The 21,464-nt window shown below is 63.0% G+C and carries 18 protein-coding genes and 1 riboswitch; of the genes, 13 read left to right on the top strand and 5 right to left on the bottom strand.

The window, feature by feature from the left end; translation table 11 throughout:
• The first annotated feature begins 14 nt into the window (after positions 1-14).
• Positions 15-485, top strand: a complete 471-nt coding sequence (locus CSQ95_RS12745; RefSeq protein ID WP_099409778.1) for a YaiI/YqxD family protein — start codon at positions 15-17, stop codon at positions 483-485.
• 39 nt (positions 486-524) lie between these two features.
• On the opposite strand, the gene CSQ95_RS12750 is transcribed toward CSQ95_RS12745, so the two are convergent.
• The 4 genes from CSQ95_RS12750 to CSQ95_RS12765 form a co-directional block, all read right to left on the bottom strand.
• Complete coding sequence (locus CSQ95_RS12750; RefSeq protein ID WP_099409860.1) at positions 525-1,664, bottom strand: OmpA family protein; 1,140 nt, start codon at positions 1,662-1,664, stop codon at positions 525-527.
• A gap of 13 nt (positions 1,665-1,677) precedes the next feature.
• Positions 1,678-3,195, bottom strand: a complete 1,518-nt coding sequence (locus CSQ95_RS12755) for an ice-binding family protein (RefSeq protein ID WP_099409779.1) — start codon at positions 3,193-3,195, stop codon at positions 1,678-1,680.
• A gap of 274 nt (positions 3,196-3,469) precedes the next feature.
• Complete coding sequence (locus CSQ95_RS12760) at positions 3,470-3,937, bottom strand: DUF2147 domain-containing protein (RefSeq protein WP_077399566.1); 468 nt, start codon at positions 3,935-3,937, stop codon at positions 3,470-3,472.
• Positions 3,938-4,051: 114 nt separating this feature from the next.
• A complete protein-coding gene (locus tag CSQ95_RS12765; protein WP_099409780.1) occupies positions 4,052-6,871 on the bottom strand; it encodes a valine--tRNA ligase in 2,820 nt (939 codons plus the stop codon).
• A 522-nt stretch (positions 6,872-7,393) separates the two neighbouring features.
• Here CSQ95_RS12765 and CSQ95_RS12770 point away from each other — a divergent pair.
• The gene (locus CSQ95_RS12770; protein WP_099409781.1) at positions 7,394-8,449 is read left to right on the top strand and encodes a porin; all 1,056 of its coding nucleotides are present in this window, start codon (positions 7,394-7,396) and stop codon (positions 8,447-8,449) included.
• Between the two features lie 7 nt (positions 8,450-8,456).
• On the opposite strand, the gene CSQ95_RS12775 is transcribed toward CSQ95_RS12770, so the two are convergent.
• Entirely contained in the window at positions 8,457-10,553 is a 2,097-nt protein-coding gene (locus CSQ95_RS12775; RefSeq protein ID WP_099409782.1) for a bifunctional diguanylate cyclase/phosphodiesterase, read from the bottom strand.
• 238 nt (positions 10,554-10,791) lie between these two features.
• Here CSQ95_RS12775 and CSQ95_RS12780 point away from each other — a divergent pair, with 238 nt between their 5' ends.
• The 11 genes from CSQ95_RS12780 (at position 10,792) to CSQ95_RS12830 (ending at position 21,315) form a co-directional block, all read left to right on the top strand.
• A complete protein-coding gene (locus tag CSQ95_RS12780; RefSeq protein ID WP_099409783.1) occupies positions 10,792-11,532 on the top strand; it encodes a Crp/Fnr family transcriptional regulator in 741 nt (246 codons plus the stop codon).
• Between the two features lie 56 nt (positions 11,533-11,588).
• Positions 11,589-13,493 carry an ATP-binding protein gene (locus CSQ95_RS12785; RefSeq protein WP_257218041.1) on the top strand — a complete coding sequence of 635 codons (1,905 nt, stop codon included), beginning with the start codon at positions 11,589-11,591 and terminating at the stop codon, positions 13,491-13,493.
• A 29-nt stretch (positions 13,494-13,522) separates the two neighbouring features.
• Positions 13,523-14,329: a response regulator gene (locus CSQ95_RS12790; RefSeq protein WP_099409784.1), complete on the top strand. Its 807-nt coding sequence runs from the start codon at positions 13,523-13,525 to the stop codon at positions 14,327-14,329.
• Between the two features lie 38 nt (positions 14,330-14,367).
• A complete protein-coding gene (locus CSQ95_RS12795; protein ID WP_099409785.1) occupies positions 14,368-14,622 on the top strand; it encodes a hypothetical protein in 255 nt (84 codons plus the stop codon).
• 108 nt (positions 14,623-14,730) lie between these two features.
• Positions 14,731-14,846: riboswitch (TPP riboswitch) on the top strand.
• Between the two features lie 79 nt (positions 14,847-14,925).
• A complete protein-coding gene (thiC, locus tag CSQ95_RS12800; RefSeq protein ID WP_099409786.1) occupies positions 14,926-16,839 on the top strand; it encodes a phosphomethylpyrimidine synthase ThiC in 1,914 nt (637 codons plus the stop codon).
• Positions 16,840-16,859: 20 nt separating this feature from the next.
• Positions 16,860-17,063, top strand: coding sequence for a sulfur carrier protein ThiS (thiS, locus tag CSQ95_RS12805; RefSeq protein WP_099409862.1), 204 nt, complete (start codon positions 16,860-16,862; stop codon positions 17,061-17,063).
• 25 nt (positions 17,064-17,088) lie between these two features.
• The gene (locus CSQ95_RS12810) at positions 17,089-17,883 is read left to right on the top strand and encodes a thiazole synthase (protein ID WP_070290029.1); all 795 of its coding nucleotides are present in this window, start codon (positions 17,089-17,091) and stop codon (positions 17,881-17,883) included.
• Positions 17,883-18,647: a hydroxymethylpyrimidine/phosphomethylpyrimidine kinase gene (locus CSQ95_RS12815; protein ID WP_070290031.1), complete on the top strand. Its 765-nt coding sequence runs from the start codon at positions 17,883-17,885 to the stop codon at positions 18,645-18,647. The genes CSQ95_RS12810 and CSQ95_RS12815 overlap by 1 nt, the downstream gene beginning before the upstream one ends.
• 9 nt (positions 18,648-18,656) lie before the next feature.
• The gene (gene thiE / locus CSQ95_RS12820; protein WP_070290033.1) at positions 18,657-19,280 is read left to right on the top strand and encodes a thiamine phosphate synthase; all 624 of its coding nucleotides are present in this window, start codon (positions 18,657-18,659) and stop codon (positions 19,278-19,280) included.
• 78 nt (positions 19,281-19,358) lie between these two features.
• The gene (locus CSQ95_RS12825; protein WP_070290035.1) at positions 19,359-19,994 is read left to right on the top strand and encodes an ANTAR domain-containing response regulator; all 636 of its coding nucleotides are present in this window, start codon (positions 19,359-19,361) and stop codon (positions 19,992-19,994) included.
• Between the two features lie 214 nt (positions 19,995-20,208).
• Positions 20,209-21,315 carry an S-(hydroxymethyl)glutathione dehydrogenase/class III alcohol dehydrogenase gene (locus CSQ95_RS12830; protein ID WP_034749160.1) on the top strand — a complete coding sequence of 369 codons (1,107 nt, stop codon included), beginning with the start codon at positions 20,209-20,211 and terminating at the stop codon, positions 21,313-21,315.
• Positions 21,316-21,464 lie beyond the last annotated feature (149 nt).

Below are 21,464 nucleotides of genomic sequence, written 5' to 3' on the forward strand. Positions count from 1 at the left end.
AAGCGAGCGTGGGCATGCAGATCTGGATCGACGCCGATGCCTGTCCCGTGGTCATCAAGGAAATTTTGTACAGAGTCGCCGACCGCCTGGAGTTGCCGCTCACCCTGGTGGCCAACCAGGGCTTGCGCGTGCCGCCCTCGCGTTTCATCCGCACCGTGCAAGTGCCGTCCGGCGCCGACGTGGCCGACCAGGAAATCGTGCGGCTGCTCAATCCCGGCGACCTCGTCATCACGGGCGACATCCCGCTGGCGGCCGACGTGCTGGCCAAGGGCGGTTTCGCGCTGAACCCGCGCGGCGAGTTTTATACGAAAGATAATATCGCCCAGCAACTGACGATGCGCGCCTTCATGGAGGAATTGCGCAGCGGCGGCGTCGACACGGGCGGCCCGGCCGCCTTCAGCCAGTCTGACCGGCAACAGTTTGCCAACAGCCTGGATCGGCATCTGAGCAAGCATCACCGCAAGCCGGCAGCGCCGCAGATGTAAAAAAACCGGCTTGCGCCGGTTTTTTTGTGCGCGTCAAACTTAACGCATGACTTTGCGCGTGCCCACGACTTCCACCGTCACGCGGCGGTTCTTGGCGCGGCCGGCGGCACTCGTGTTGTCGGCCACGGGCTGGGTTTCTCCCTTGCCTTCCGTGTAGACGCGGCTCGTCTCGACACCCTGCGCCACCAGATAAGCCTTGACGGCTTCGGCGCGGCGCAAGGAGAGCTTCTGGTTGTAGGCATCCGGACCGACGGCATCCGTATGGCCGACTGTGACGATGACTTCCAGGTCCATGCCCGTCAGTTGACCGAGCAGCTGGTCCAGTGCCGCCTTGCCTTGCGGCTTGAGCGTCGATTGATCGAAATCAAACAGCGCTTCGGAAGCAAACGACACTTTTTCCGACACGGGGGCTGGCGCCGGCTTGGCCTCGATCACCGGTGCCGGCATGGCGACGACGGGGGCGACTTCGGGCGCCGGCTGGTAGGCGGGCGTGGCGCTGGCCGGACGGCCCAGTTTATACACGAGGCTGACGGAATACAGGTCCGCATCGCCGCGGTTGCCGACGGCGTCGTTCAGGCGATAACGCTCGACTTCGCCACGCAGGGCCAGCGCTTCGCTGAACTTGTATTCGAGGCCCAGGCCCAGCTTGGCGTTGAGCTTGCGTTCGCTGGCATGCGTGTTCGTCGAGCCCAGCAGGCGGTTGCCGCTGAATTCCGTGTTCGTCTTGGTGTAATGCATGCCGACACGGCCCAGCAGGGACAGGCGCTGCGACAGCGGCAGCTGGCCCAGCAAGTCCAGGTTCACGCCGCGAAAGCCCGCTTGCCCGTTCAGCACGCCGTTGCCGCTGGTGGTCGACTTGAAATCGAACTTGCCCAGGTCAAAGTAACCGGCTTCGACGGCGACATACTGGTTCAGTTGGCGGCCGACAAACAGTTTATAGCCGGTGTCGCGCTGGTCCTTGCTGAAACCGGTGACGGTTTCGCCGTTGGCGGCCAGGCTGGCGCGCAGGCGCGGCTCGTCGATGGTGGCGCGCGACTGGCCCACGCCTGCGCCGATGTACCAGGCGCTGTTGGCCCAGTCCGGGTTGATGAAGGTATTGTCCTGCGCCTGCGCCGATTGGGCCGCCAGCAAGGCGCCGGCCATTACGCTCAGGGCGCCCAGTGTGTGTGCGATAGTCATGGTCATGTCCCGATTATTTGGTGATCTGATTGTTGCGCAGGGTAACGGCGGCAGCCGTCAGCACGCGGCCATTGAGCAAGGTTGCGTTGTCGCCCACCGTGATGGCGGCCGACTGGCCCAGGATATTGCCCTTGAAGACGCTGTTGGCGGCCAGGGTGGTGGGGCCGACGGGCAGCCAGCTGACGTTGTCGGCCGTGGCGCCATTGTTCAGGGCAACCACCGAGTTGACGGTCGAGTTCAGGGTCAGCGCCGTGCGGAAGATGTACACGCCGGGACCGTTCAGGGTCAGGGTGCCCGTGATGCTGATGGCGCCCGCATAGCAATACACGCCGGGACCGAAGGTTTGGCCGCCGAGGTCGATGCCGCCGGCAAAGCTGACGTCGCACGTGCGGCTGTTGCCATCCGTGATCGCCGCTTGCAAATCCGTCATGGCGCCGGCCAGGATGGCGCCCGACTTGTAGTTGGTAAAGCCAGCCGCCTGGGTCGGATCGACCGTTTGCGATGGTGAGCCGACGTCGCCCGTGATCAGCGTGGTGCCGCCCGAATTGTTCGTGATCGAGGTGCCTGCCAGCACGCCGAACGGTGCCGCGCGGCCCAGGAAGATCGGATTCAGGACGGGCGGGATGGCGACAGCGGTGACGGTCAGCAGCGCGCTGCCCGACTGGCCGCCGGCCGTGGCGGTGATGCTGCTGGTGCCGGTGGCAACACCGGTGGCGATGCCCGTGTTCAGTACCGTGGCATTGGCAACGGTGCCCGAGGTCCAGGCGGCGCTGTTGGTGACAATGGCGTTCGAGCTGTCGGAATAAGTGGCGGTGGCAATGAATTGCTGCGTGGCGCCCACAGCGATGCTGGCGGTGGCCGGCGTGACGGCGATGCTGACGATGCTGGCGGAAGGCACGGTGATGGTGGTGCTGGCCGTCTTGCCGTTGAAGCTGGCGTTCATGACGCTGGTGCCAAAGGCAACGCCGGTGACGAGGCCGCCGCTGGCGACGGTGGCGAAAGCGGGCGTGACGGCAAGGAAGCTGCTGCTGGCCGTGACGTCAGCCGTGCTGTTGTCCGAGTAGGTGGCAATGACGGCCAGCTGGCGCGTCGCGGCGACGGGCACGATGGGGCTTTGCGGCGTGACGGCGATAGTCAGCAAGGTCGCTGGCGTGACGGTCAACTGGGCCGTTGCGCTCTTGCCGCCAAACGCGGCGCTGATGCTGCTGTTGCCGGCAGCGATGCCGGTGCTCAAGCCTGTGGCGGCATTGACTGTCGCGCTGGCCGGTGTGGCCGACGCCCAGGCCGCCTTGGCGCTGACGTCTTGCGACGAGCCGTCGCTATACGTGGCGATGGCCGTGAATTGCTGGCCCGCACCGATGGTGACCGTGGCCGTGGCTGGTGTGACGGCCAGGCTGGACAAGGTGGCGCCCGGCAAGCCGAGGATGGGATCGCGTCCCTGGTCGCCGCCGCCGCAACCGGCAAGGGCGGCCATGGCCAGCAAACCTGCCGAGACGAGCAGCGGGTTCAGATATCGCTTGAAGAGATTCATATAGTTCCTTTGTGCATGGCAATCATTGCCGGGCATCCGCGGATGAGGTCATCCGGCAGAGCCATGCCGCCTTTCGCTACGGGCGATGGCGTCACAGGCATGCACTATTTCATTTAGGAAACTTCAAGTATGTTCGGTGGCGCGCATAGGCTGCTGGCGCTTGCAGATATGTTCAAAAGGGAATGATTCGGCCTGGAAAACAACAGGTTTGTCGGGCGCGTGACGTAAAAAAGCCGGCGCATGGCCGGCTTCGGTCGGGCAGGGCGTGCGCCGTTTATTCTTCGCGCACCCAGGTCTGCGAGCGGCCAAACATCGGCACGCCGACATAGCCGCGCACTTGCAGCTTGGTGCCGCCTTCAATCAGCTCGGCCTTGCTCTTGTAGACCTTGCCGGTGGCCGGGTCCGTGATTTCGCCGCCCGTCCATTCCTTGCCGTCATATTTCAGGCCGGACAGGATCACCAGGCCGATGATGGGCTGGTCCTTGTTGGCGCCCGTGCACTTGTCGCACTTGGGATTTTGCTCTTCATTCGGGCCACGGAACAGCTTTTCGATCTTGCCTTGCAAGACGCCGTTGTTTTCCGTGATGACAACGAGGGATTTCGGCTTGCCGCTGGCGTCGTCGATGGTTTTCCACGTGCCGACGGGGGTGTAGTTGCCGTCGCGCGCGGCGGCGCTGCCGGCGATGGCCAGGGCGGCCATCATGATGCTTGCTGTGACGCTTGCTTTGAAATTTTTATGCATTGCTAGTCTCCAATGGTTTTTTTGATCGGGTCACGAACAGTGTATATACCAAGGCAAGACCAGCCATCCTGCGCGGCGTCACGGATGACGCCGCGCAATCCTTCCAAACTTGCCTTATGCGCTGGCTAGTTTAGCAAACTGTTCGCGCAGTTTTTCAATTGTCGCCGAAAAACTGAGCAAACGCTCGTTTTCTTGCGCAACGATGGCGGCAGGGGCGCGCGCGACGAAACTTTCATTGCCCAACTTGCTGTTGACCTTGGCAATTTCCGCTTCGATGCGGGCGATTTCCTTGCCCAGGCGCTCGCGTTCGGCGGCCACGTCGATTTCCACTTTCAGCATCAGCTTGGTGGTGCCGACGATGGCGACGGCCGCAGGCGAGTCCGGCAACGCATCGACGATCTGCACGTCGGCCAGCTTGCCCAGCGATTGGATGTACGGTGCGTACGACGCCAGCGCTTCTTTCTCGCTGGCATTGCCCGCTTCGACGATCAGCGGCACGCGCACGGATGGCGAGATCTGCATTTCGCCGCGCAGGTTGCGCGTCGCGTCCGTCAAGGCTTTCAGCTGCTGCATCCACGCTTCGGCCGACTCGTCGATCTTGTCGGTGTTGGCGATCGGATACGGCTGCATCATGATCGACACGCCCTTGGGCTCGCCTTCTGGCTTCGGCAGCTTGCCGGCCAATGGCGCAACGCTCTGCCACAGCGCTTCCGTGACGAAGGGGATGATCGGATGAGCCAGGCGCAGCACCACTTCCAGCACGCGCAGCAGGGTATGGCGGGTGGCGCGCTGCTGGCCTTCCGTGCCTTGCTGTACTTGCACCTTGGCTACTTCCAGGTACCAGTCGCAATACTCGTCCCACACGAATTTGTAGATCGATGCGGCGATATTGTCGAAACGGAAGTCTTCAAAGCCCTTGGCCACGTCCAGTTCCGCTTTTTGCAGCAGCGAGATGATCCACTTGTCCGCTTGCGACAGGTCGGCGTCGTTCGGCGTGCAATCCTTGCCTTCCGTGTTCATCATGACGAAACGCGTGGCGTTCCACATCTTGTTGCAGAAGTTGCGGTAGCCTTCGCAGCGGCCCAGGTCGAAATTGATGTTGCGGCCCAGCGACGCGTAGCTGGCCATGGTGAAGCGCACGGCGTCCGTGCCGTAGGCCGAAATGCCTTCCGGGAATTCCTTGCGCGTCGCCTTGGTGATCTTTTCCGCGTCGCGCGGGTTCATCAGGCCCGTGGTGCGCTTGACGATCAAGCCTTCCAGGTCGATGCCGTCGATCAGGTCGATCGGGTCCAGCGTGTTGCCCTTCGACTTGGACATCTTCTGCCCCGTCGAATCGCGCACCAGGCCGTGCACGTAGACGGTTTCAAACGGTACCTTGCCCGTGAAGTGCGCCGTCATCATGACCATGCGCGCGACCCAGAAGAAGATGATGTCGAAACCTGTGACCAGCACGGACGACGGCAGGAAGGCCTTCATGTCCGGCGTTTCTTCAGGCCAACCCATCGTCGAGAACGGCACCAAGGCCGACGAGAACCACGTGTCGAGCACGTCGTCGTCGCGTTTCAAGGGACCCGTGCTGCCGGCGGCCTGCGCCTTGGCGATGGCTTCCGCTTCTGTCTTGGCAACGAAGATATTGCCCTTGTCGTCGTACCAGGCCGGAATTTGATGGCCCCACCACAGCTGGCGCGAGATGCACCAATCCTGGATGTTGTTGAGCCACTGGTTGTAGGTGGTGCTCCAGTTTTCCGGCACGAACTTGATTTCGCCATTGGCGACCTTGTCCAGCGCCGTCTCGGCGATCGACTTGCCTGGGAAGAAGGTGCCTTCCGGCGCCGGTTTGCTCATGGCGACGAACCACTGGTCCGTCAGCATCGGCTCGATGACGACGCCCGTGCGGTCGCCGCGCGGTACCATCAGCTTGTGCGGCTTGACCTGTTCCAGCAAGCCTTGCGCGTCGAGGTCGGCGACGATCTGCTTGCGCGCGGCGAAACGGTCCATGCCGCGATACGCTTCCGGCGCGTCGTCGGTGATCTTCGCGTCCAGGGTCAGGATGACGATCTGCGCCAGTTTGTGGCGCTGGCCGACGGCGTAATCGTTCATGTCGTGCGCGGGGGTGATCTTCACGCAGCCGGTGCCGAATTCCTTGTCGACGTATTCGTCGGCAATGATGGGGATTTCGCGGTTCGTCAGCGGCAGTTTGAGCATCTTGCCCACCAGCGCCGTGTAGCGCTCGTCCGTCGGATCGACGGCCACGGCCACGTCGCCCAGCATGGTTTCAGGACGCGTGGTGGCCACCGTCAGGAAACCGCTGCCGTCGGCCAGCGGGTATTTGATGTACCACATGGAACCGTCTTCTTCTTCCGACACCACTTCCAGGTCGGACACGGCCGTGCCCAGCACGGGGTCCCAGTTGACGAGGCGCTTGCCGCGGTAGATCAGGCCTTGCTCGAACAGGCGCACGAAGACGTCGGTGACGACTTTCGAGCGCGGCTCATCCATCGTGAAGTATTCGCGCTGCCAGTCGGCCGAGGCGCCCAGGCGGCGCATCTGCCCGGTGATGATGGAACCCGATTTTTCTTTCCATTCCCACACTTTTTCCACGAATTTCTCGCGGCCCAGGTCATGGCGCGAAATCTTTTGCGCGTCCAGCTGGCGTTGCACGACGATTTGCGTGGCAATGCCCGCGTGGTCGGTGCCGGGAATCCAGGCCGTGTTGTGGCCCAGCATGCGGTGGTAGCGGGTCAGGCCATCCATGATGGTCTGGTTGAACGCATGGCCCATGTGCAGGGTGCCGGTGACGTTCGGCGGCGGCAACTGGATGCTGAAGGAAGGTTTTCCGGCATCGAGGGTGGCGGTAAAGTAACCGCGCTGTTCCCACTCGGTGCGCCAGAATTGTTCAATGTCGGCGGGCTCGAAAGACTTGGCTAATTCCATGATTTGGCGTGTGATTGGCAAAAGGAACCATTATAGATGACGCGGCAACGCCTGCAGCCTGGCAAGCGGCATTTTTCAGTGTTTTGGCGGCCTGGCGGGCCGCGAACTAACAACAGAGGGCGCAATAAAACGGGGGCGACAGGGGCGCCGATGCTATAATGCCGGCCTCGGCGCCTCCTGCCCCATCCTTGCGGACGGCGCCAGCAGACGCGGTTGTATAACGTTTCATATCCAGCACTCGTCCGCGTCTCCCGGCCAGCGCATCTGCGATGCCAGCCACCTTCAGCGCGTCCCCTTCGGGCCGGGCGCCTGAGCCACGCGCACCGCCAGCGGTGCACCATTCACGGCGGAATCAAAGCGGCACGTCATTGCACGCCGCTGCCGCCACAGCTTAGCCAGGATCTGTTGTCCGGCGCGTCGTCTTTTGATACGGCACACCCCGCTTGGCGCCTTGGCGCCTTGCCGCCTGTGGCCTTGCCGTGGCCGCCGCTTTCCTGGTGTCGCTTTTACAAGGAAATCATCATGAAAAAAATCGCCATCGTTGCCGGCCTTGCCACCACCTTGGGCGCCTTGCCTGCCGCCTACGCCCAGTCGTCCGTCGATCCGTCTTCCGTCACCATGTATGGGCTGATGGACGCGGGCCTGGTACAGGAAGGCGGCATCAGCAAGCTCACCAGTGGCATATCGGCCGGCTCGCGCCTGGGCCTGCGCGGCACGGAGTCGCTGGGCAATGGCTGGCAAGCCGTGTTCACCCTGGAAGCGGGCGTGCAGGGCGACACGGGCCGCTCGGACCAGGCGGGGCAATTGTTCGGCCGCCAGGCGTTTGTCGGCCTCAACAGCCCGCTGGGCATGCTGACCGTGGGCCGCCAGTACAACCTGCAAAGCCAGGCCTTGACCGACGTGGCCGACCCGTTCGAAGGCGGCTATGCCGGCGCGGCGACCAACCTGGCCGGCTATTCGGCCACGCGCATCGACAATACCGTGCGCTACACCTCGCCGGAATGGCGCGGTGTGACGGGTACCGTCATGTATGGCGCCGGCGAACACACGGGTGTGGCGGCGGACCAGCGCTCGCTGGGCCTGGCCCTGGGCTATGTCAACGGTCCGTTGACCTTGCGCCTGGCGCGCCAGAGCCGTGCCGGCGAGCCGGGCAAGGCCGATGCGAACAACACGATTCTGGCCGGTAACTACAACTTCGGCGTGGCCACGGCGTTTGCCGGCTATGGCCGCAACACGGGCGACGGCAGCAGCATGTTCTTCGCGGAAAACCCATACGGCGCGGCGCAGGCGCCGGCCCAGTCGAGCGACAGCCGCGACACCATCGTCGGCGTCTCCGTGCCGCTGGGTGCGACGACCTTGCTGGCCTCGTATGTGCGCAAGGATGACCGCGATAGCGCCAACCGCGATGCGCAGCAGCTGGCCATCGGCGCCACGTACGCCTTGTCCAAGCGCAGCAAGGTGTATCTTGCCTATGCGCACATTCGCAACCGCAACGGCGCCGCCTACATGGTGGGCAACGCCACGGAAGTGGGCACGGGCAACCGCGCGTTCAACATCGGCTTGCGCCACGCGTTTTAACGGATGGTCAACCCATCGCCAGGGCAGGCAACATGCTGCCTTGGCGTAATAATTCTTCAAAGGCGGGCGCGGTCAGGGGGCGGCTGAACAGATAGCCCTGCATCTGGTCGCAGCCATGCTGGCGCAGGAAGGCCAGCTGCTGGTCCGTTTCCACGCCTTCGGCGATCACTTTCAGGCGCAGACTGTGCGCCAGTGAAATAATGGCGCGCACGATGGCCGCATCGTCGTCGCTGTGCGTGATGTCGCTGACGAAGGTTTTGTCGATCTTTAATACATCGATGGGGAAGTGGCGCAGGTAGGCCAGGCTGGAATAGCCGGTGCCGAAGTCGTCGATGGACAGTTGCACGCCCAACGCCTTCAGGTTGGCCATGATGGCGGTGGCTTGCTCCACGTTATGCATGACCATGCTTTCCGTTAATTCCAGTTCCAGATGGGCGGCGTCGAGACCTGTCTCGGCCAGCGCCTGCGCCACAGCGTGCAGCAGATTCCGTTGCTTGAATTGTCGTGCCGACAGGTTCACGGCCAGGCGCAGCGGGCCATGGCCTGCCAGCTGCCAGGCGCGTGTCTGGGCGCACGCCGTGCGCAGGACCCAGTCACCGATGGGCGTGATCAAGCCCATTTCCTCGGCCAGGCCGATGAAGCTGGCAGGTGGAATACGCCCCAGTTGCGGATGTTGCCAGCGCAGCAGCGCTTCCATGCCCACCACCGCGCCGCTGGCCAGATCCAGCTGGGGCTGGTATTCGAGGTGAAACTGCCCGCGTTCCAGGGCGTGGCGTAATTCGCTCTCCAGTCCCAGTTGCTCCAGGGTGCCTGCATTCATGCCCGAGGCATAGAATTGCCAGTGGCCCCGTCCCTGTTCCTTGGCGCGATACATGGCGATATCGGCGTGCTTGATCAAGGTGTCGGCATTCTGGCCATCGTCGGGATACACGGCCACGCCCATGCAGCAGCTGAGAAAAAATTCATATTCGCCCAGTTGCAGCGGCTGCGCCACGGCGTCCTGGATGCGCTGCAGGATGGCGGCGCCCGGTTCGCCATTGCCATGCTGTGGCAACAGCAGCACGAATTCGTCGCCGCCCAGGCGTGCCACCGTATCGACTTCGCGCGTGGCGTCGCGCAGGCGTTCGGCCACGTTTTTCAGCACCAGGTCGCCCGCATCGTGGCCCAGGGTATCGTTGACGAATTTAAAGCGGTCGAGATCGATGAACACCACCCACAGGGGCAGGCCGCTGCGCCGCGTCACGGCCATCGCCTGTTCCAGCCGTTCGCGCAGCAGGGCGCGGTTGGCCAGCCCCGTGAGGATATCGTGCCGGGCCTGGAATTCCAGTTCCTGCTCGAAGCGCATGACGGTGCTGATGTCATATTGCGCCACGACAAAGTGACTGACGGGACCATCGCCATCGTCGCGCACGGGCGCGACGAACAGCTCGCTCCAATAGGTGCTGCCGTCCTTGCGGAAATTGCGCACGATGGCCTTGCCTTCGCGCTGTTCGCGCAGTGCGGCCGTAATTTCATGCATGTCTTGCCGCCCCTGCTCCGGGCCCTGCAAGTCTTCCAGGCGCTGGCCGATGACTTCGTCGGACGCATAGCCGGTGATGCGCTCGAAGGCGGGATTGACGTATTCGATCACGTAGCCGGGCGCGTCGGCACTGCACAGGATGATGGCATTGGCCGACACTTCGATGATGCGTTCGCGCAAGCGTAGCGACTTTTCATTGCGCATGCGCGCGGCGATATCCTCGGACAGGCGCAAATTGGCAAACTGCAGGGCCGCCGTGCGTTCGCCCGTGATGCGGGCAATCACGGAATTGCGCGACACCAGCTGGTACACATAGGCCGTGGCCAGCAGGCTCGACAGCAGTCCGCCCAGCAGCACATACAGGGAGCCGCGATGGTTTGCATCGAGCGTCATGCCGTTGGCCGGCAGCATGGCGGCGCGCAGCGTGTGGCCGCTGGCGTGGTACTGCAGCAGCAGCCTGGTGCTTTCCGACTCGATCTGGCGTGCCGAGGCGTAGCACAGGGCCGTCAGGCACAGCCCGACCGTCAGGGTGATCAGGGCCGAGGTGGAGACGGAAATGGAGATACGTTTGAAGAATGATTGCATGATGGCGTCCGGTAGCAGCGCCGGCGCCGATCCATGATCCGGCAGCCTTGGCAGTGACTGACTGTAGGGCGGCAAGCGCCGCGGAGTCCGTTCGCTGGCGAACGGACAAGCATGCCTGCAAGAAATATAGTCGGGTCATTGTGCAGGCGCTGTGTTACGCTGCTGCATATGGCGCCCCTCGTTCGGACGTCTTTCACTTCTCTCCCTAGCTGACGACTGGAAACCAGGAAAACTGCCCATGTCGAGTCCGCATGCCCAGCTGCACAACCCGAATCAAAACCATTTGCTCGCCGCTATGCTTGACGCCGATTTCGCGCGCCTGGCTCCCCATCTGGAGCAAGTCTCCATGCTGCTGGGCGATGTGATCTACGACTCGGGCGACAAGCTGCAGTATGTGTACTTCCCCACCACGGCCATCGTTTCCATCCATTACCTGCTGGAAAACGGCGGCTCGTCCGAGATCGCCGGCGTCGGCAACGAGGGCATCGTGGGCGTGTCGCTGTTCATGGGCGGCAACTCGACACCGAGCCGCGCCGTCGTGCAGACGGGCGGCGTCGGCTACCGGCTCAAGGCTCACCTGCTGATGGAAGAGTTCGACCGCGCCGGCCCCGTCATGCGCTTGCTGCTGCGTTACACGCAAGCGCTGATCACGCAAATGTCGCAAACGGCCGTGTGCAACCGCCACCATACGGTGGAGCAGCAGCTGTGCCGCTGGCTGCTGCTGACCATGGACCGCCTGCCGAACCGCGAGCTGACCATGACGCAGGAACTGATCGCCAACATGCTGGGCGTGCGCCGCGAAGGCGTGACGGAAGCGGCGGGGCGCCTGCAAGCGCGCGGCCTCATCAGCTACCGGCGCGGCCATATCACGGTGCAGGACCGCGCCGGCCTCGAAGGCCAGGTGTGCGAATGCTATGGCGTCGTGAAGAAGGAATTCACGCGCCTGTTGTCGGACGTGCGCCAGCGCCAGACGCACTGAACCCTTACTGAATATCGCACCTTTCCTTATCCCGTCGTCACAGCCCAGGCTACCACATGCAATCTGTCGAAAAAATCCCCACCGGCGTCGCTTCGCGCTGGCCCATGGCATTGGCGTTTTCGTTCAGCGCCATCGCCCTGCTGGCCGTCGGTCTGCTGGCCTGGCGCGCACCGTTCGAGACGGCCTGCGTCATCGACGCACTGGTCTTCCTGCTGCTGATGCTGCTCGTGGCGCTGTACCGGCGCACGGTGTCGGCCAGCCTGCCGCGCCAGCTGCTCAAGGCGGGCGCCTTGCAGGATGCAATTTTCAACAGCGCCAACTTCTCGTGCATCGCCACCGATGCGCAGGGCGTGATCCAGATCTTTAACGTGGGCGCCGAACGCATGCTCGGCTATGCAGCCAGCGACGTGGTCGACAAGCTGACGCCGGCCGGTATTTCCGACGCGCAAGAAATCGTCACCCGCGCGGCCGCCCTCAGCGCCGAGCTCGACACGCCCATCACGCCGGGCGTGGAAGCGCTCGTGTTCAAGGCCACGCGCGGCATCGAAGACATCTATGAGCTGACCTACATCCGCAAGGACGGCAGCCGTTTCCCCGCCATCGTCTCCGTGACGGCCTTGCGCGATGCGCAGAGCAAGGTCATCGGTTATCTGCTGATCGGCACCGACAACACGGTGCGCAAGCAGGTCGAGGCGGAACAGGCCCTGCTGGATCAGCGCCTGCGCGAACAGCAGGCGTATACGCGCTCGCTGGTCGAGACCAATAATGCCGAGCTGAAGAAGGCGCGTCTGGTGGCGGAAAAGGCCAACCGCGCCAAATCCGAATTCCTGTCGAGCATGAGCCATGAATTGCGCACGCCCCTGAATGCCGTGCTGGGTTTCGCCCAGCTGATGGCGTCCGACGTGCCGCCGCCGAGCCCGCCGCAGCAGCGCTCGATCGAGCAGATTCTCAAGGGTGGCTGGTACCTGTTGCGTTTGATTAATGAAATTCTCGACCTGGCCATGATCGAATCGGGCAAGGTCACCCTGTCGCAGGAAGCGATGTCGCTGCTCGACGTGCTGCAGGATTGCCAGGCCATGATCGCGCCGCAGGCGGAAAAGCGCGGCATCCGCATGCATTTCCCCCGCTGCGGCAAGGCCTTTTATGTGCATGCGGACCGCACGCGCGTGAAACAGGTGATGATCAACCTGCTGTCGAACGCGATCAAGTACAACCAGGGCGGCGGCGCCGTCACCGTCGAATGCAGCCGGCATGGCGAGCGCGTGCGCGTGAGTGTGCGCGACAGCGGCGCCGGCCTCGACGCGGCCCAGGTGGCGCAGCTGTTCCAGCCCTTCAATCGCCTGGGACAGGAAAACAGCACGGAAGAGGGCACGGGCATCGGCCTCGTTGTCACCAAGCAACTGGTCGAATTGATGGGCGGCACTATCGGCGTCGACAGCGCCGTCGGCGTGGGCACCACGTTCTGGTTCGAGCTGGCCGCCAGCAGCGCGCCGGAACTGGTGCTGGGCGACGGCGATGCGCTGCCGCAGGTGCAGGAACCGCAGGAAAGCCAGCGCACCTTGCTGTACGTGGAAGACAATCCCGCCAACCTGGCGCTGGTGGAGCAATTGATCGCCCGCCGCAGCGACTTGAAACTGCTGACGGCCATCGATGCGCATCTGGGCATCGACCTGGCGCGCACCTATCAGCCGGACGTGATCTTGATGGATATCAACCTGCCCGGCATCAGCGGCTACGGCGCGCTGCACATCCTGCATGATGATCCCCTCACCAGCCACATTCCCGTCATGGCCCTGTCGGCCAACGCCGTGCCGCGCGACATCGAAAAAGGCTTGCAAGCGGGCTTCTTCCGCTATCTGACCAAGCCGATCAAGGTGGTCGAATTCATGGACGCGCTCGACGTGGCCCTGCACCATGCAGCCGCGCACGGCCTGGCCGACGACACTCACGCAATACGCTAAATTCAGCAATCAATTTTAGGAATACCGCCATGCTTCAAGCCACCGAGATCCTGAACGCCAGCATCCTCATCGTCGATGACCAGGAGGCGAACGTCATGCTGCTGGAACAGGTGCTGCGCAATGCCGGCTACACGCGCATCACGTCCACCATGGACCCGCAAGCCGTGCGCGCGCTGCATCAGCAGCACCGCTACGACCTGATCCTGCTCGACTTGCAGATGCCGGAAATGGATGGCTTCGAAGTCATGGAAGGCTTGCGCGACCTCGAAGCGGGCAGCTACCTGCCCGTGCTGGTGATCACGGCCCAGCCCGGCCACAAGCTGCGCGCCCTGCAGGCGGGCGCCAAGGATTTCGTCAGCAAGCCCTTCGACCTGGTGGAAGTCAAGACGCGCATCCACAACATGCTGGAAGTGCGCTTGCTGTACCAGAAGCTGGCGGAATACAACAAGTCGCTGGAACAGATGGTGGAAGACCGCACGGCGGAGTTGCGCGAAAGCGAAGCGCGCTTCCAGCGCTTCACGGAACTGTCGTCCGACTGGTACTGGGAACAGGATGCACAGGGAAATTTGACGCGCTTTTCCGGCCCCGTGGCTGAAATGCTGGGCATCGGCAGCGAGGAAGAGCCGCAGCGCTGGAACGCCGCCGAGCGCTCCTTGCTCGACGCCAAGATCGCCGCGCGCGAACCGTTTCTCGACTTCATCTACAGCCGCGCCAACCTCGACGGCAGCACGCAGTACCTGCAGGTCAGCGGCGAACCGATGTTCGACAATGGCAGCCGCTTCATCGGCTACCGCGGCATCGGCCTCGATGTCACGGAGCGCTTGCGGGGAGCGTGATTTATACTTGGCGTTATTGATATTGACCAGGAAAAATCATGACTGACAAATCTCCCTCCTACTGGTTTCCCGCCAAGACCTATGGCTGGGGATGGGGCTTGCCCATCACCTGGCAGGGCTGGCTGGTGTTCCTGGCCGCGCTGGCGCTGTTCGCCTGCGGCGCCTTCCTGTTCCCGCCGCAAACCATGCTCGTCGGCTACATCGTGTATGAAGCGGCCATCGTTGCCGTGCTCATTTTCATCTGCCAGCTGAAGGGCGAACCGACCGCCTGGCGCTGGGGCAAGAAGAAATAAGCGCGATGGCGTCTGCTGCATTGCAGCAGATGCGCAAAGACGACACCGGCAAGAAATCATCTGGCCACGCGGCGTGAACCGCGTATAATTGGCTCGCTGCCGCAAGGCGGCAAACGCTAGGGGTCCTGCCTTTCGCTGTGGAAACACGGTGCAAGCGCGGGTGAGAAATACCCTCCGAACCTGATCTGGATAATGCCAGCGAAGGGAAGCTTTAGGATGAACGCACCCCGCCTTTCCGCGTGCGTAATTCCGAACCTCCTTAGCTGGCTCCAGGCTTAAAAATAGTCTAGCCAAGGAGCCAAAATGAACGCCAACCCGAAATTCCTCTCCGCCACCGCCACGGTCGACGAAGCTGCCATCGCGCCGCTGCCCAATTCGCGCAAGATCTACGTCGAAGGCAGCCGCCCCGACATCCGCGTACCCATGCGCGAGATCAGCCAGTCCGACACGGAAGCGTCGTTCGGCGGCGAAAAGAATCCGCCGATTTACGTCTACGACACGTCCGGCCCCTACACGGACCCGGACGTGCAGATCGACATCCGCTCGGGCCTCGATACGCCTCGCCTGCCGTGGATCATGGAGCGGGCCGATACGGAAGAATTGCCCGGCCCCACCTCCGACTATGGCATCGCCCGCCTGGCGGACCCGAAGCTGGCCGAGCTGCGTTTCAATCTGCACCGCAAGCCGCGCCGCGCCATTGCCGGCAAGAACGTGACGCAAATGCATTACGCGCGCCAGGGCATCATCACGCCGGAAATGGAATTCGTCGCCATCCGCGAAAACATGCGCCGCCAGGAGTATTTGCGCGAACTGAAAGCTTCCGGCCCCATGGGCGAACGCCTGGCCGACCTGATGGGCCGCCAGCACCCGGGCCAGTCCTTCGGCGCCAGCATTCCGGCCGAAATCACGCCGGAATTCGTGCGCGAGGAAATCGCCCGCGGTCGCGCCATCATCCCCGCTAACATCAACCACCCGGAAGTCGAACCGATGATCATCGGCCGCAATTTCCTCGTGAAAATCAACGCGAATATCGGCAACTCGGCCGTCACCTCGTCGATCGGCGAGGAAGTGGAAAAGATGACCTGGGCCATCCGCTGGGGCGGCGATAACGTGATGGACTTGTCCACTGGCAAACATATTCATGAAACGCGCGAATGGATCGTGCGCAACAGCCCCGTGCCGATCGGCACCGTGCCCATTTACCAGGCGCTGGAAAAGGTCAACGGCAAGGCCGAAGATCTGACGTGGGAAATCTTCCGCGACACCCTTGTCGAACAGGCCGAGCAGGGCGTCGATTACTTCACCATCCACGCGGGCGTGCTGCTGCGCTACGTGCCGATGACGGCCAAGCGCCTGACGGGCATCGTCTCGCGCGGCGGCTCCATCATGGCCAAATGGTGTTTGGCTCACCATCAGGAATCGTTCCTGTACACGCATTTCGAAGAGATTTGCGAAATCATGAAGGCCTACGACGTGTCGTTCTCGCTGGGCGACGGCTTGCGCCCCGGCTCCATCTACGACGCCAACGACGAGGCGCAGCTGGGCGAATTGAAGACCCTGGGAGAGCTGACGCAGGTTGCCTGGAAACACGATGTGCAGGTGATGATCGAGGGCCCGGGCCACGTACCCATGCAACTCATTAAAGAAAACATGGACTTGCAGCTGGAGCAGTGCGGCGAAGCGCCGTTCTACACGCTGGGACCATTGACGACCGACATCGCGCCCGGCTACGACCACATCACTTCGGGCATCGGCGCGGCCATGATAGGCTGGTACGGCACGGCCATGCTGTGCTACGTGACGCCGAAGGAACACCTGGGCTTGCCGAACAAGGCCGACGTCAAGGACGGCATCATCACCTACAAGATCGCGGCGCATGCGGCCGACCTGGCGAAAGGCCACCCGGGCGCGCAGATCCGCGACAACGCGCTGTCGAAAGCCCGCTTCGAATTCCGCTGGGACGACCAGTTCAACATCGGCCTGGACCCGGACAAGGCGCGCGAATTTCACGATGAAACCTTGCCCAAGGATTCGGCCAAGGTGGCGCATTTCTGCTCCATGTGCGGCCCCCACTTCTGCTCGATGAAGATCACGCAGGAAGTGCGCGAATACGCGGCCGGCATGGGCATCGCGGAAGACAAGGCGCTCCAGCAGGGCATGGAAATCAAGGCCATCGAGTTCATCAAGAACGGCGCCGAGCTGTACCGCAAGGTCTGAAGGAGAGCGTGATGCCTGCATTGATATCCATCACGCTCAACGGCGCACCGCACCAGGTGCCGCCGGGGCAAACCCTGGACCAATTGATCGCCGCCCTGTCGCTGGAAAACCAGGCCCTGGCGCTGGCCGTCAACCGCAGCGTCGTGCCGCGCAAGGCGTGGCCGGGACAGGTCTTGCAGGTGCAAGACCAGGTTGAAATAGTCCGCGCCATCGGCGGCGGCTGAGTTGAGAATAGACAAGGAAAAGCACATGAATACCGCAACACATGACGACCTGCTGACCATCGCAGGCAAGCAATATCAATCGCGCTTGCTGGTGGGCAGCGGCAAGTACAAGGATTTGCCGCAGACGCGCGAAGCGACGGACGCTGCCGAGGCGCAGATCATCACGGTGGCGATCCGCAGGGTCAACATTGGCCAGGACCCGAACGCGCCCAGCCTGCTGGACTTCGTGCCGCCCGACCAGTACACGATACTGCCGAACACGGCCGGCTGCTACAACGCGAAAGACGCCGTCTACACCCTGCAGCTGGCGCGTGAACTGCTGGGCGGGCGCAACCTGGTGAAGCTGGAAGTGCTGGGCGATGAAAAGACCCTGTTCCCGCACATGCCGGAAACGTTGATTGCGGCCGAAGCGCTGGTCAAGGATGGTTTCGACGTGATGGTCTACTGCAGCGACGACCCCATCCAGGCGAAGATTCTGGAAGAGATCGGCTGCGTGGCCGTCATGCCGCTGGCGTCCCTGATCGGCTCGGGCATGGGCATCCTGAATCCGTGGAACTTGTCCTTGATCATCGACCAGGCGAAAGTCCCCGTGCTCGTCGATGCGGGCGTGGGCACGGCGTCGGATGCGGCCATCGCCATGGAACTGGGCTGCGATGGCGTGCTGATGAACACGGCCATTGCCGGCGCGCGCGACCCCGTGCGCATGGCGCGTGCCATGAAGCTGGCCGTGCGGGCCGGGCGCGAAGCGTTTCTGGCGGGACGCATGCCGCGCAAATTTGCCGCTTCCCCATCGTCGCCGATGGCGGGCCGCCTGGCGTGATGGTGCCAACGTTGCCGACGGTGCTGGTGTTTGCCGGCGCCGACCCGTCGGGCGGCGCCGGCATCGCCGCCGATATTGTCGCGATTGCGGCGCAGGGCGCGCATGCCTTGCCCGTGATCACGGCGCTGACGGTGCAGGACAATGACCGCGTGTTTGCTGTCGAGCCGGTGGCGCCGGAGCTGCTGCGCCGGCAGGCGCTGGCGCTGATCGACAAGATCGCCATCGATGCCGTGAAGATCGGCATTCCCGGCAGCGCCGCGAATGCGGCCGTCATCGCGCAGCTGATCGCGCAATTGCGCCAAAGCCGGCCGGACTTGCCCGTGGTGCTCGATCCCGTGCTGGCCAGCGGCCATGGCGACGTGCTCAGCCGGGATGATGCCGTGCTGGCGCTGGCGCCCTTGCTGCCGGTGACTACCGTGATCGTACCGAACGGGCCCGAAGCGCTGGCTCTCGGTGGCGAAGCAGCGTTGCGCGCGCAAGGCTGTGGCCACGTGCTGGTGACGGGCGGCCATGGCGAGGGCGAGACGATCATCAACCGCTGGTTTGACGCCGCTGGCGGGGAGCGCGAATGGCGCTGGCCGCGCCTGCCCGGAGAATTTCACGGCAGCGGCTGCACCCTGGCCTCGGCCATCGCGGCGCGCCTTGCACTGGGACAGGCATTGCCTGAAGCGCTTGATCTGGCGCAAAGCTATTGCCATGCGGCCCTGACCGGCGCGTATGCGATTGCGCCAGGTCAGCTTATGCCGCAACGATTCATTCAATAAGGAAACATCATGCGTGGACTGTATCTGGTTACCCCGAATTGGGACGACACCGACCGCCTGCTCGACATCACGGAACAGGCCTTGCACGGCGGCGTGGCCCTGCTGCAATACCGCCACAAGAGCGCCGAGGCGCAGCAGCGGCGCGAGCAGGCGGGCGCCTTGCTGGCCCTGGCCCGCAAGTATGGCGTGCCCTTCATCATCAATGACTTTATCGAGCTGTGCGAAGAACTCGACGCCGATGGCGTGCACGTGGGCGGCCTGGACGCGTCCGTGGCGCAGGTGCGCGCGCGCCTGGGCAAGGACAAGATCGTCGGCGCTTCCTGCTATGGCGACATGGCCCTGGCCAGGACGGCCGAGGCCGGCGGCGCCAGCTATGTGGCCTTCGGCGGCTTTTATCCTTCGCTGGTGAAAAAGTATCCGGTGACCACGCCCCTGGACATCGTGCTGCAGGCGAAACGCGAGATCGCCTTGCCCTGCGTGGTGATCGGCGGCATGACGCCGGAGAACGCGGCGCCGCTGGTGGCGCGCGGCGCCGACATGGTGGCGGCCATCAGCAGCGTCTTTAATAATGCATACGAGGCGGACGATGTGAATATTGCGGTGCAGCAATTCAATCAATTATTCGCGGCATGAGCATGGACATACGGGGCTGATTTGGGGCAATAATCGGCATATAATAAGAACATCATTCATTACCGAGGTTCCCCACCCATGAGTCAGCCAGCCGCCGCGAAACGCCTTATCCTGATCGTTGACGATGACCAGCTCCTGTTGGAATTCCTCGGCGAAGTCCTGCGCCATGCCGGCTACGAGACGGCCCTGGCCCATTCGGCCGAAGTGGCGCTGCAGCTGATCGCTCAGCGCGAGCCGGACCTGGCTTTGCTCGACATCCACATGCCGGGCATGTCCGGCCTGGAACTGGCCAAGCGTCTGCATGGCGAGACGGGCGTGCCGTTCATGTTCCTGTCCGGCAGCGGTGACAGCGAATCGGGCAAGCAGGCGGCTGCCTACGGCGCCGTCGGCTACGTGGTGAAACCCGTCGATGAAGGCCGCTTGATGCCCGCGTTCGAAGCGGGCCTGGCCCGTGCCGACGAGATCCGCCAGCTGCGGCGTACCGAGCTGAACCTGAACGCGGCCCTGGCCGCCGGACGCGAAACGAGTTTGGCCGTTGGATTGCTGATGGGCAAGTTCCAGACGGACCGCAACACGGCGTTCGAAGTGCTGCGCGACCATGCCCGTTCCAGCCGCCGCAAGATCAATGAAATCGCCAGCCAGCTGTTGCTGGCCGAGGAAACCCTGAACGGCCTGCACGGCGCCTTCCTCAACCGGGCCAAGAAGAACGTCTGAGAAAATCTACTGCGCGGTGCGATTTGCGGCCGGCGATGCTCACTGTGCATGCGCACAGCTGCGCTTCTCGGCCACAACTCACATCCGCTCGCTACGATTTTGTCAGACGTCGTGGCGTTCCGAACGGGCGTGCACTCGTCATCGGCGAATTGTCTTGCTATCATGGTTAATGCTGGCGCGCTGTAGCGCACCTTAAAATTTTGACAGGACACACATGAAAACCAAAGCAGCGATTGCCTGGAAGGCGGGCGCCCCGCTGACCATCGAAGAAGTCGACCTGGCCGGCCCGCGCGAGGGCGAAGTACTGGTCGAGATCAAGGCCACGGGCATTTGCCACACCGATTACTACACCCTGTCGGGCGCCGATCCCGAAGGCATCTTCCCGTCCATCCTGGGCCATGAAGGCGCCGGCATCGTCGTCGACGTGGGCCCGGGCGTGAAAAGCCTGAAGAAGGATGACCACGTCATCCCGCTGTACACGCCGGAATGCCGCCAGTGCAAATTCTGCCTGTCGCAAAAGACCAACCTGTGCCAGTCGATCCGCTCGACCCAGGGCCGCGGCCTGATGCCGGACGCCACCTCGCGCTTTTCCATCGACGGCAAGCCCATCTTCCACTACATGGGCACCTCCACCTTCTCGAACTACATCGTCGTGCCGGAAATCGCGCTCGCAAAAATCCGCGAAGACGCACCGTTCGACAAGGTCTGCTACATCGGCTGCGGCGTCACCACCGGCGTGGGCGCCGTGCTGTTTACGGCCAAGGTCGAGGCGGGAGCCAACGTGGTCGTGTTCGGCCTGGGCGGCATCGGCCTGAACGTGATCCAGGCGGCCAAGATGGTCGGCGCCGATAAAATCATCGGCGTGGACATCAACCCGGCGCGCCAGGCCATCGCGCGCAAGTTCGGCATGACGCATTTCGTCAACGCCAACGAAGTGGAAAACGTCGTCGACACCATCGTGCAGTTGACGGACGGCGGAGCCGACTACAGTTTTGAATGCATCGGCAACACCACCACCATGCGCCAGTCGCTCGAGTGCTGCCACAAGGGCTGGGGCCAGTCCATCATCATCGGCGTGGCGGCGGCCGGACAGGAAATTTCCACGCGTCCATTCCAGCTGGTGACGGGGCGCGTGTGGAAAGGTTCCGCCTTCGGCGGCGCGCGCGGCCGCACGGACGTGCCGAAGATCGTCGACTGGTACATGGAAGGCAAGCTCAATATCGACGACTTGATCACGCACCGTCTGAAGCTCGATGATATCAATCAAGGTTTCGACCTGATGAAAAGCGGCGAATCGATCCGCTCCGTCGTGCTGTATTAATTGAAATACGCCGTACCACGGCGTTTTTGCGGAGGCTGCGGCCTCCGTTTTTTTTGCCCGCGTGCCATCCATCGTCCGTGTCTGCCATCCAGGCAGGTCTTTTTGCAGCCTGTCGCACCGCGCTGGAGCCGTGCGCCATCCATCGCTAC

The organism is Janthinobacterium sp. BJB304, from assembly GCF_002735765.1.
Taxonomy (GTDB): domain Bacteria; phylum Pseudomonadota; class Gammaproteobacteria; order Burkholderiales; family Burkholderiaceae_D; genus Janthinobacterium.

Coding starts and splice junctions, on each gene's coding strand:
- CSQ95_RS12745 (WP_099409778.1), top strand. CDS start 15: ATGCAGATCTGGATCGACGCCGATGCCTGTCCCGTGGTCATCAAGGAA.
- CSQ95_RS12750 (WP_099409860.1), bottom strand. CDS start 1,664: ATGACTATCGCACACACACTGGGCGCCCTGAGCGTAATGGCCGGCGCC.
- CSQ95_RS12755 (WP_099409779.1), bottom strand. CDS start 3,195: ATGAATCTCTTCAAGCGATATCTGAACCCGCTGCTCGTCTCGGCAGGT.
- CSQ95_RS12760 (WP_077399566.1), bottom strand. CDS start 3,937: ATGCATAAAAATTTCAAAGCAAGCGTCACAGCAAGCATCATGATGGCC.
- CSQ95_RS12765 (WP_099409780.1), bottom strand. CDS start 6,871: ATGGAATTAGCCAAGTCTTTCGAGCCCGCCGACATTGAACAATTCTGG.
- CSQ95_RS12770 (WP_099409781.1), top strand. CDS start 7,394: ATGAAAAAAATCGCCATCGTTGCCGGCCTTGCCACCACCTTGGGCGCC.
- CSQ95_RS12775 (WP_099409782.1), bottom strand. CDS start 10,553: ATGCAATCATTCTTCAAACGTATCTCCATTTCCGTCTCCACCTCGGCC.
- CSQ95_RS12780 (WP_099409783.1), top strand. CDS start 10,792: ATGTCGAGTCCGCATGCCCAGCTGCACAACCCGAATCAAAACCATTTG.
- CSQ95_RS12785 (WP_257218041.1), top strand. CDS start 11,589: ATGCAATCTGTCGAAAAAATCCCCACCGGCGTCGCTTCGCGCTGGCCC.
- CSQ95_RS12790 (WP_099409784.1), top strand. CDS start 13,523: ATGCTTCAAGCCACCGAGATCCTGAACGCCAGCATCCTCATCGTCGAT.
- CSQ95_RS12795 (WP_099409785.1), top strand. CDS start 14,368: ATGACTGACAAATCTCCCTCCTACTGGTTTCCCGCCAAGACCTATGGC.
- thiC (WP_099409786.1), top strand. CDS start 14,926: ATGAACGCCAACCCGAAATTCCTCTCCGCCACCGCCACGGTCGACGAA.
- CSQ95_RS12810 (WP_070290029.1), top strand. CDS start 17,089: ATGAATACCGCAACACATGACGACCTGCTGACCATCGCAGGCAAGCAA.
- CSQ95_RS12815 (WP_070290031.1), top strand. CDS start 17,883: ATGGTGCCAACGTTGCCGACGGTGCTGGTGTTTGCCGGCGCCGACCCG.
- thiE (WP_070290033.1), top strand. CDS start 18,657: ATGCGTGGACTGTATCTGGTTACCCCGAATTGGGACGACACCGACCGC.
- CSQ95_RS12825 (WP_070290035.1), top strand. CDS start 19,359: ATGAGTCAGCCAGCCGCCGCGAAACGCCTTATCCTGATCGTTGACGAT.
- CSQ95_RS12830 (WP_034749160.1), top strand. CDS start 20,209: ATGAAAACCAAAGCAGCGATTGCCTGGAAGGCGGGCGCCCCGCTGACC.